This window comes from Nocardia sp. NPDC019395 (genome assembly GCF_040632335.1).
In the GTDB taxonomy this organism is placed as follows: domain Bacteria; phylum Actinomycetota; class Actinomycetes; order Mycobacteriales; family Mycobacteriaceae; genus Nocardia.
Genome location: NZ_JBEYBT010000021.1, coordinates 74,194 through 84,647, shown reverse-complemented (window position 1 = coordinate 84,647; position 10,454 = coordinate 74,194). Strand labels below are relative to the sequence as shown.

Below are 10,454 nucleotides of genomic sequence, written 5' to 3'. Positions count from 1 at the left end.
CGGGGCCCGTCTCGTTCTGGAGCGACCAGAGGAAGGGAGCGCAGCGACCGACCGGCGGGAGTGAAGAACGAGACCAAGGGGGCCCCGAACCCGCGCCGCCGCAGGCGGCGCCAAAAACACAGAACCTTCACGAACTGTCCCGCTTATCACCTCCCCGACCCACCCCTCTCACCACCACCTTCTGCCGCCCACCCCGCCAAATCCACAGCCACCTTCACATTCCACCTCCCGCCCCACAAACCCCCCCGAAGAACAGGAACACCACCACCCGAACAACTTTCACCCCCGATCCACTGTTATTGACAACCAATTCCGATTAGACTCGGCACGGCAGATCTGCCGCGGGTTCCCCGCATCACCTGTCGCACAGACGAGTTGACCCCAGGAGGTCGCCGTGTCCCTAGATGTCCCCACCGCCCTGCTCGAACGCGCCGAGAGCGGCGATATCGCCGACGCCGAATTCGTCGAATGTGTCCGTACCTCCCTGCCCTACGCATGGGAGGTCGTCAGCCGCGTCGCCGGTGAATTACAGTCCGGCACCGCGGAATTCGCCGATAACGAAGTAGCCCCGCCGGACGAGACCGCACGCGGCCAACTGCTGCGCGCCCTCGCCTCCGACGCCATCCGCGGCGGACTGGAACGCCATTTCGGCGTAAAGCTGGCCTTCCAGAACTGCCACCGGGTCGCGGCGTTCCCGCTCGCATCCGTCGGTGGTGAAACCTACAGCCGGTTCATCAGCCCCCGGGCCCAGTTGCTCAACCAGAGTCCCGAACTGCGCAACTGCTGAGATCGCCGGTCCCCGGTGCGGATTCGCGCCGGGGACCGCGTCTTCCGGTTCAGTGCACGATCGTGATATCCAGCTCCCCGTCGGCGTGCTGCGCGCGCAGCCGCTTCTTGTCGAATTTGCCGACGCTCGTCTTGGGGACCTCCTCGATGAAGGTCCAATACTCCGGCAGCTGCCATTTCGCGAAGCGGCCGGCCAGGAACTCACGCAATTCCTGCGGCGCCACCGCGGCCCCTTCCGCCACCACGATCGCCGCCAGCGGCCGCTCGTCCCATTTCTCGTCCGGTATACCGATAACAGCCGCTTCGGCCACGGCGGGATGCCCCATCACCGCGTTCTCCAGGTCCACCGACGAGATCCATTCACCACCGGACTTGATCACATCCTTCGACCGGTCCACCAGGGTCAGATAGCCGTTCGGGGTGATCTTGCCGACGTCCCCGGTGCGCAACCAGCCGTCGTCGAACTTGCCCGGGTCCACGGCAACGCCGTCGGGCGAGTAGTAGGAACCGGTGATCCAGGGACCGCGCACCTCCAGTTCGCCCAGCGATTTTCCGTCGTTGGGCACCACATTCCCGTCGTCACCCACCAGACGGGCCTGGACACCGACCGGGAACCGGCCCTGGGTGACCCGGTATTCCCACGCCTCCTCGGCGCTCACCCCGTGCGGCGGGTGGGCCAGACTGCCCAGCGGCGAAGTTTCGGTCATCCCCCAGGCGTGTACCACCGTCACCCCATGCTTCTCCTCGAACGCCTTCATCATCGAGGGCGGTGCGGCCGAACCGCCGACCACCACCGCGCGCAGATGGGTGATGTCCTGCGGGGCGGCGGCCAGCGCGGCGAGCACTCCGCCCCAGATGGTCGGCACCGCGGCGGCGAACGTCGGCTTCAACGCGTCCATGATCTCCAGCAGCGGCACCGGCTGCAGGAACCGGTCCGGCATGATCACATTCGCGCCGGTCATCAACGCCGCGTACGGCAGCCCCCAGGCATTGGCGTGGAACATGGGCACGATGCCGAGCACCGTGTCATCGGTGCGCAGTCCCATCCCGGACGGGGCGATCGCCTGCATGGCATGCAACCAGTTGGACCGGTGCGAGTAGACGACACCTTTCGGGTCGCCGGTGGTGCCGGAGGTGTAGCACATCGCCGCCGCGGTTCGTTCGTCGAGAACCGGGAAGTCGTAGGTGTCCGGGTACTTCGCGATCAGTTCGGCGTAGTCGTGCACCGTGACGCCGGCCGGCGCGGTCACGGCCGCGACATCCCCATTGACAACGATCACGTGCCGCACTGTCTTCAGGTGGGGCAGGTACTGGGCGAACATCGGCACGAGACTGCCGTCGACCAGCACCACCTGGTCCTCGGCGTGGTTGGCCACATAGATCAGTTGCTCGGCCGACAGCCGGATGTTCAGCGCGTGCAGCACCGACCCCATCGCGGGGATGGCGATATACGCCACCAGGTGCTCGTTGTTGTTCCACATGAAGGTGCCGACCCGGTCGCCCTGTCCGATTCCGAGATCGGTCAGGGCATTGGCCAGCCGTGCCGAGTCGGCGCCGACCTCGCGGTAGGTCATCGTGCGCACCCCGTCGCCGGTCCAGGTGGACACCGTGGAATCGCCGACGAAGGTGGACGCGTAGCGCAGCAGCGTCGCCAGCGAGAGCTGGTCGTCCATCATGGTGCTCAACATCGGAAATACCCCTTACTGATCTGGGCGGCAGACGGCTTGCGATATGAGCCCGACCCCAACGGGTGAGACATAGAAGTAGCCATGACTCACATCACACCGCCGAAGACTACCGTGGAGTAGGCCGCCGTGGTGAAGGTAGGGCGAATCCCGGAAAAATCAGCGATACCGCTGGTCAGCGGATGGGGGAAATGTGCTGCGACGGCAGCGGTAGGACGCGGATGAGACGCAATGCCCGCGACGCCCCCTGCGGGCCACCGGCACTGCGCCATCGCCGCCGAGCACTCACCTGTCATAGCTGGGAATCCGGCCCGATGCCAAGTCAGATAACGAAATGACATCTAAACGAGACACGACCCGGATCCGTGTACCGACTGATGGGATGAATACAACATGGGGCCAGCCTTACGACCTGTCGTTATCCCGGATAGGAACTGTCCGAGTAGATAACGGCCGGATCACTTACAGATGCACGGGCAGCGCCTCCAGTCCGTCGAATTGTGGCCGAAAATATTGATTCGCTGTCCTTCGTTCCCTTCGGACGGACGCGGCCGTCGACCTACCCTTGGAACATGACAACGCCGTCGATCATCATCATCGGGGCCGGGTTCGGTGGGCTCGGTATGGGACTCGAACTCCTGCGGTCCGGGATAGGCGATTTCACCATCGTCGAACGCGCCCAGGACCTCGGCGGCGTATGGCGGGAGAACACCTACCCCGGCGCGGCCTGCGATGTGCCGTCTCCGCTCTATTCCTGGTCCTACGCACCGCGCTCCGATTGGCCCCGCCGCTTCTCAGAGCAGGCCGATATCCACGACTACATGCGCGGCGTGGTCGGCAAATACGATCTCGAGCGCAAGATCCGTTTCGGCACCGAGATCAGCGACGCCGAGTACGACGAAGCACGCGCGAAATGGCAGATCCGCACCACCGACGGCGAACTACTCACCGCCGACGTCCTGATCTCCGCCGTCGGCCAGCTCTCCCGCCCCGCCATGCCGAATATCCCCGGTATCGACACCTTCACCGGCCCGGCCTTCCATTCGGCCGAATGGGATCACTCCGTCGACCTCACCGGCAAGCGCGTGGCCTGTATCGGCACCGGCGCCAGCGCGATCCAGTACATCCCCCGCATCCAGCCGCTCGCCGAACACCTCACCCTCTTCCAACGTTCCGCGGCCTGGGTCCTGCCGAAGGCGGACGCGGAATACGTGGCCCGCCACCACGCCGTCTTCAAATACCTGCCGCCGGTCCGCTGGGCAGAACGCTTCGGCTGGTGGCTGTTCTTCGAAGTGATGGCACTGGCCCTCACCGACCTGCAGGGCATCCAGGCCCCCGTCCTGAAGGTCGCCGAACACCACCGCGCCAAACAGATCCCCGATCCGATCCTGCGCGAAAAACTCACTCCCGACTACGCGGCCGGCTGCAAACGCGCCCTGTTCTCCAACGACTACTTCCCCGCCCTCGGCCGGCCGAACGTCACCGTGGAGACCAACGCGATCACCGAGATCACCCCCACGGGTGTCCGCACGGCCGACGGGATCCACCACGACGTCGACGTCATCGTCTACGGCACCGGCTTCAAGGGCACCGAATTCCTTGCCCCCATGAACATCTACGGCACCGGCGGCCGCAAACTCGCCGACACCTGGGCCGCCGAAGGCGCCCGCGCCTACCTCGGTGTTTCTGTCCCCGAGTTCCCCAACCTGTTCATGATGTACGGCCCGAACACGAACGTCGGCTCGGGCTCCATCATCTACATGCTGGAATCCCAGGCCCGCTACATCCGCCAGGCCATCGCCTACCTCGCCGAGCATCCGGGCCGCGGCCTGGCCGCCCGCGTGGAAGCCGAACAGCGCTGGGACAACTGGCTCCAGAAACGCCTGAAGGACACCCCCTGGAACTTCTGCTCCAGCTGGTACCGCAACGCCTCGGGCCGCATCACCAACAACTGGCCGGGCGCCACTCTCCTCTACCGCTGGAAAACCCGCCAGTTCGACCCCGCCGACTACGAAACCACGATCGCCGCCTGATGCCCACCCCGACCGGGAACTACGATGCGACTCCAGCACGGGTAACCCGGTAGACTCCCCACCGGCCGCTGGCCAAGCCCTCGTAGCTCAGGGGATAGAGCACCGCTCTCCTAAAGCGGGTGTCGCAGGTTCGAATCCTGCCGAGGGCACAACCATATGCGCAGGTCAGGCAGGCTTCTTCTCGACGCCATTGTGTCCGGCCACTCCCCCAGTCCGCAGCCAGTCCGCAGCGAATCCAGTGCGGGCCGAATCGAGTCTTGTGGCCACGTCGTCCAGGTCGTCATCGAACAGATCCGCGTAGAAGTCCAGCGTCGTACTCGGCTTGTCGTGGCCCAGCATCCGTTGGAGCGCGAGCACCGAGGCTCCCTGCGACACCGCAAGCGACGCGGCCGTGTGCCGAAGCTCGTGCGGAGTGAGCCCCGCCAACCCCGCAGCCTTCGCGGCACCATCGAACCAATCCCGCCGCATGTTCCGCACCCGCAGGACCGCACCCTGCGACGACGTGAAGACCTCTGCTTCATCACTTCGGCCGGCCACACGCTCTTTCATCGGCTCGACCAGGAATGCCGGGAACGCGACACTTCGGCGCTGGTGATCCTTCGGAGCCTTGATCACCAGATGCCCATCCACCTCGGTAATCGTCCGCTCGACCTGAATCCTTCGGCGCCCAATGTTGATTGCCGAACCCTGCATACCCGCAAGCTCAGCGAATCGCAGACCACAGTAAGCGAGCACCATCACCGTGAGCCAGTTGGAACCCGCGTGCTCGGCCAGCCGCTCGACCTCAACGCCGGACAGATAGCGCCGCTTGGCGAGTCGCTGCTTCGGCCTGTCCACAGTGCGGCACGGGTTGACCGCGATCTTGCGAGTCTTTACCGCGTGATCACAGATCTGGGACAGCACACCGAGGTTCTTCCGGACGGTTCCACCGGCCGCGCCTGCGTCCACCTGGGCAGTGACCCATGCCTGAAGTTCGTCGTGCATATCCACCAGGTCAGCGAGCCGCACGCTCCCCCACTTCGGGAGAATATGCCGCTGCACGATCGACTCGTACCGCGACCGTGTGCCACGTTCCCACGAGGGATGCCCCGCCAGCCACGCTTGTGCAACCACATCGACGGTTACTCGCCCAGCGGATGGTGGTGCGTGCAATCCCACGACCACTGCCGAAGTCTGGCCGTCAAGCCACGTCTGAGCATCCGTCTTTCGCGCAAAGCTCTTCGCGTGTTCCTTGCCCGAGCCGTCGACGTAACGGGCCATCCAGCGCTTGCCTGTTCCATAGCGGGTCGACGGAACTCGCCGAACCGTTCCGTCCTCCTGGTGTTCGTCCCTGGTCCACCGGTCTTCGACCCCAGACCGACGATTGCGGCGGGTAGCCATCAGGCAGCCTCACCGGTTCCGGTCAGCATCTCCTGCTCAGCGATCCACGCCAGAACCACCGACTTGCGCCATACCCGCCGGCGGGGGCCGAGTTTGAAGCTTGCCGGGCCACGGCCGACATGCGCCCACCATCGCCAAGTAGCTTCCGGAATGCCGGTCAGCACCTCGCAATCCTTGGCGCGAAGGTAGGTCTCTTCCTCGCTCATCATGTTCTCCCTATGCCGCTTCCGGTATTGCCGAAATTTCTTGAAGTGCTGGTGGACCGGCCGCGAGTAGGGCTCGGGTGTATTCCGCACGCCAGACTTTGCGCTGGGCAATGTTGGCCATGACCAGGTGGGCGATCGGTGGGGCGGACTGGTCGCCGGGTTTGACCACAGAGAGTTTGAGGTTCGGGTTGTCAGGTTTGACGATCCCGACGGCGGCGAGGAGTTGCCGAACGAATTCCGCGCGGTCGTCCTTGTGATCCGGGAGGGTCTTGCCCGACCACTGCCGCGAGACCTGGACCCGCTGACCGCGCACGCCGAGGGTGTCTCGCCGGTGGGCTTTGCTCTTGCACCGGCCGGGGATGGTCTTCTCGTTCGCGCCGACCGGGACAATGCCGTACCGAAGCCAGACCGGGCACCGGTTCGAGCACGGCGTGTGCTGCAACTCCTCGTGCAGCCGGTCATAGTGACGCCGCGTCCGGTCGGAATCGGTTTCCAGGACTTCCGCGATGGACTTCGTGAGGTACTTCGTGACGTAGCCGACGGTGCGATCGGCCTTGCGGCCCGGGATCATTCCCTGGATATCGGCGCGGTCCATCTGCTCACCGAACCGGACCACATGAGCGGGTTCGAGGTCGTCCACATCCGCTAACAGGTCCTGCACGTCCTCGAAACCCAGCAGCGATGAACCGGCATCCGGGTCCACGAACGTCATGCGTGCCGGATCCCAGACCGGGACGATATCGCCGGGGTAGACCTCGCTGGCCCGGTCGTGCGGAGGCCACCACACACTCTGATAGGTCGCCGCGGTGACCTGCCGGACGATCTCACGGGACACCGTGCCCCGGATCAGGATGTGCAGGTGCGGAGCTCCGCGTTTCTGCGGTTCCACGGTCCCGTAGTACTGGATGTTCCAGCCCACGGCCCGGCGCAGATTCTGAATCCACCGGTACAACAACGCCGAGAAATGCACGACATCGCGGGCAGCACGCTCGTAGTCATAGGACTCCGGATCACGGGGCGACCCATCCCCCACCGTTTCGCCCTTGTCATTCACGGCGCCGTCCCGGTTGATCGCACCATAGGACGGCATCGTGAGCGTGATGAACATCGAGGGCCGATACCCCGCGTACTCACGGCCGACGGTGTTCTTTTCCACCTTGAGCCGAGGCAGGTCCGGGACATCCTGGCGCCGACGAGTAGACCGGGTACGCCGAGCTCTGGGTTCCCGGTCGAAATCGGGTAGCCGGCCACGGAACCCGGACTCACGCATCTCCTGGTCCAGGTCGGCCACGACTTCCCGAATCCCGGACATCATGTCCTGATCGCCGTCGGCCTTGGCCTGCCGGTAGGTATCGAACAAGTCGGACCGGGCAGCCAGCAGACCGGTCTGATGCTCAGTCGGTCCGGCCTTGTCGGGTTCGGGGTCACGGTCGAGGTGCCAGCCCTCCCGGCACTGGGTGATCCGCAGGAACCGGGCCTTCTCCGCACACGCCGGGCACACAGACGCCACCGTCGACTTACACGGGGCACCGACGTAGACCATGGTCCCGGCGTCCTGATCGAACCCGCGCATCGGGATCGGCCGTGCACAGATGTGCTCCTTCTCGGCCAGCGACTGGGCGATATCCCGGAAGTCCGGAAGGCTACGACGCTGCGCCGCAGTCTGCCGTGAAAGCGCCGCTGTCATGCGACCACCGCCATACGACCACCACTACGGTGACGGGCCAGCACACGGACACTGGACCGGGGCGCATCCTGAGCCTGAGCCCACCGGTCATAGGCGCCGACGAGCACCCCATCAGCAGCAAGAGCAATATCGGCCTCAGCCCAGAACCGCCGCGATGGCATCCGCTGGCCAGCCTCGGCCTTCGACACCACCGTCCGATCCAGCAGGCATTCCCGAGCCAATTCGCCCTGACTGACACCGGCGACAGTCCGCGCCTGCTTCAACGCCTCCCCCAACGCCCGAGGCGAACCCGGTGCAGCCGCCACGTCGATCTGTTGCGGGACCAAGCCGGCGAGTTCCGGGAACATCGCTTCCAGCACCCGACGGCGGAACATATCCCGAGGCAACTGGCCAGCCATCCACAGCTGCACAGTGGCCGGAGCGGGAACATGACCCGAGGCATTGCGATCCAACCGCCGCGCGACCCGATCGAACTCCCGCCGAAACTCCCGATAACTGGTCAGGTTCCGCTGCTGCACCAGCGCCCTCAGCGGCCCGCGCCCATCGCAAACAACAGCGTTCACGGTCACCGTCATCACCGGCCCGTCCAGCGAACCGGCGCACCGCCACCAGCAGGCCAGGACTCAAACACGACCCCTGGGCGCACATCGGCCACCGCAGCCAGCACCGGGCGATCCGGAAGCACCTGCATCACCCCACTGACGCAGTTCGGGCACCGCTCCAACGTCTCGATATCGGTGTACTCACACCCGTCACACTCCGAGCACACTTCCCAGGACGACACCGCGTGCCGGGTGATGCAACTCGCCGAATCGCAGTACCGCTCAGTGCAATACGCGCACCAGCCCGCCAAGTTCAATCGCGAGGGACGAAGAACCCCTGTCTCGTGAACCGCCCTGATCTTCATCCCCAAGCCTCCCTGCCCATGTGTTGCGCGTTACATGAACAGTAGCAATTGCTTTCGTTTGGAAGCAAGTACTTTCGTTGGCTGATTTCGGTTCGGAAGTGTTTGCGCAGGTCACGGCTAGGAGCACCTGATACCCTCAGGGTGGCAACTGCTACTAAAGGAGATCTCAGTGGTACGCCCACAGCACTCGTCCAATCCGCCGGCGCACCTCCGAATCGCCCAGGCCATTCGGAACGACATCGAGTCGGGGAGGCTGCGCGACGGCCAGAGGCTGCCCACCACGAGAGCTCTGGCGCAGGAATGGCAGGCCAGTCAACTCACGATCACGAAAGCCATGGACCAACTGGCCGCAGACGGCTACATCACCAGTCACGACCGCTCCGGCCGCGTCGTCACAACACCGACCTCATTGGCCCTGACTCTGGCCGCTCCTGCCCGGCCGACCCGATCACGTGTCGTCTACATCGGGGGGTACGCGGGCAGCGGTAAGAGCGAGTTCGCTCGGACCTTGACCAGAGAAACCAACTGGGCGTTCCTCGACAAGGACACCATGGCGCGGCCACTGATCGAACCCGCACTCGAAGATCTTGGGTCCACCATCGATGATCGCGAGTCCGATATCTATCTGACTCGCATACGACCCAGGGAGTACGACGCACTGGCCGCGGTGGTGCAAGAAAACCTTGACTGCGGAAACTCTGTGGTCGCCGCCGCACCGTACATCCGGGAATTTGCTGACCGCTCCTGGCTGGATCAGTCCATGTCACGGGCTGAAGCGGCAGGAGCGGATGTCACCTTCGTGTGGGTTCGGTGCACTCGCGAGACCATGCTGACCTACTTGAGGCGACGCGGGGCCGCTCGAGATACCTGGAAGCTCTCGAACTGGGAGAAGTACAGCAGTGGACTCGACCTCTCCTTCGGGCTTCCTGTCGATCACGTCATCGTCGAAAACAACCCGGACAGCGAGCCCTTGCGCGCGCAGGCTCAGCGACTCATCGAGGGCTTCCGTCGCGAAGCTACGCCGTGATTGGCCCAGAGTCATGGTCCGTCACTATCGGCGGTTGTTGCCGAATTTCGCTATATAGGATCAAGGGCGACGGCGCTTACGCGCCGCCGCCGTCCGCCACGCAACCGCGCAGACCGGCGCAGGCTTGGCCAGCGCGGCGCGTCGGCCGACAGCGGCGCGGCTGGCGCCATAGCCACCGATCCGAGATGGCTGATTTTCGATAACCGAGAAGTGTGGGCACGACGAGAGCCGTACCCGTCTTACCTCCCGCAGTCGCACACGAATCGGCCGGCACTCTGCCCGGTCAACCGGCTGTGGTCCGGTCGCAGGAAGTTCGACACCGATCTGACCTGCGCGGATGGATTGCCGAACGAATCTCATGGCGACCTCCGTACGTGGAGACTGGGCTGGTTGCGTAATCCCTGCCTCCTCATGGCCCGATTGTCTGACCTCACTCGGCCGAGTCAAGGGAAAGAGCGCCCTTGACACGACCTCCCTCAGCTCAGGATGGCCACTATGAGGAAGCAGGGGAAGGAAGTCGCCCGGACGGCGCAGCGGCGGGGGAGAACATCCACCGCCGTTAACTCTGCGTGGGGTCCACACTTCGATCAGGCCAGACCAACCGCGTTGGCTTCCATCCCGCCGCGACAGAGCGCAGGTCATAGCGGAACAGGTGACCGTTCAAGCTGGCTTGTGTCGCTGCTTGGCCCCTCAAGCTAAGGGCCGGAAACTTGAAGCGCTAGGGCTTCTCTACAAGCTGGCTG

8 protein-coding genes and 1 tRNA gene are annotated in these 10,454 nt (G+C 64.6%); 4 read left to right on the top strand and 5 right to left on the bottom strand.

Features of this window, described 5'->3' with window-relative positions; all coding sequences use genetic code 11:
- Positions 1 to 394 precede the first annotated feature (394 nt).
- A complete protein-coding gene (locus ABZ827_RS28220; protein WP_357242971.1) occupies positions 395 to 787 on the top strand; it encodes an SCO5389 family protein in 393 nt (130 codons plus the stop codon).
- Positions 788 to 836: 49 nt separating this feature from the next.
- On the opposite strand, the gene ABZ827_RS28215 is transcribed toward ABZ827_RS28220, so the two are convergent.
- Positions 837 to 2,474, bottom strand: coding sequence for a long-chain fatty acid--CoA ligase (locus ABZ827_RS28215; protein WP_357242968.1), 1,638 nt, complete (start codon positions 2,472 to 2,474; stop codon positions 837 to 839).
- Positions 2,475 to 3,043: 569 nt separating this feature from the next.
- Between ABZ827_RS28215 and ABZ827_RS28210 the strand changes: the two genes are divergently transcribed.
- Positions 3,044 to 4,504 (top strand): NAD(P)/FAD-dependent oxidoreductase, encoded by a 1,461-nt coding sequence (locus tag ABZ827_RS28210; RefSeq protein WP_357242965.1) that lies wholly within the window; start codon positions 3,044 to 3,046, stop codon positions 4,502 to 4,504.
- A 76-nt stretch (positions 4,505 to 4,580) separates the two neighbouring features.
- Positions 4,581 to 4,653: transfer RNA gene (locus ABZ827_RS28205), tRNA-Arg, on the top strand.
- A gap of 16 nt (positions 4,654 to 4,669) precedes the next feature.
- Here the strand turns inward: ABZ827_RS28205 and ABZ827_RS28200 are convergent.
- From ABZ827_RS28200 to ABZ827_RS28185, 4 genes are all read right to left on the bottom strand, one after another.
- On the bottom strand, positions 4,670 to 5,764 hold the full coding sequence (locus ABZ827_RS28200) for a site-specific integrase (RefSeq protein WP_357242962.1): 1,095 nt from the start codon (positions 5,762 to 5,764) through the stop codon (positions 4,670 to 4,672).
- A gap of 119 nt (positions 5,765 to 5,883) precedes the next feature.
- Positions 5,884 to 6,090: a DNA-binding protein gene (locus tag ABZ827_RS28195; RefSeq protein WP_357242959.1), complete on the bottom strand. Its 207-nt coding sequence runs from the start codon at positions 6,088 to 6,090 to the stop codon at positions 5,884 to 5,886.
- Between the two features lie 10 nt (positions 6,091 to 6,100).
- Positions 6,101 to 7,777: a replication initiator gene (locus tag ABZ827_RS28190; protein WP_357242956.1), complete on the bottom strand. Its 1,677-nt coding sequence runs from the start codon at positions 7,775 to 7,777 to the stop codon at positions 6,101 to 6,103.
- A complete protein-coding gene (locus ABZ827_RS28185) occupies positions 7,774 to 8,352 on the bottom strand; it encodes a helix-turn-helix transcriptional regulator (RefSeq protein WP_357242953.1) in 579 nt (192 codons plus the stop codon). The genes ABZ827_RS28190 and ABZ827_RS28185 overlap by 4 nt, the downstream gene beginning before the upstream one ends.
- A gap of 501 nt (positions 8,353 to 8,853) precedes the next feature.
- Here ABZ827_RS28185 and ABZ827_RS28180 point away from each other — a divergent pair.
- The gene (locus ABZ827_RS28180; RefSeq protein WP_357242950.1) at positions 8,854 to 9,711 is read left to right on the top strand and encodes a GntR family transcriptional regulator; all 858 of its coding nucleotides are present in this window, start codon (positions 8,854 to 8,856) and stop codon (positions 9,709 to 9,711) included.
- The last annotated feature ends 743 nt before the right edge of the window (positions 9,712 to 10,454 follow it).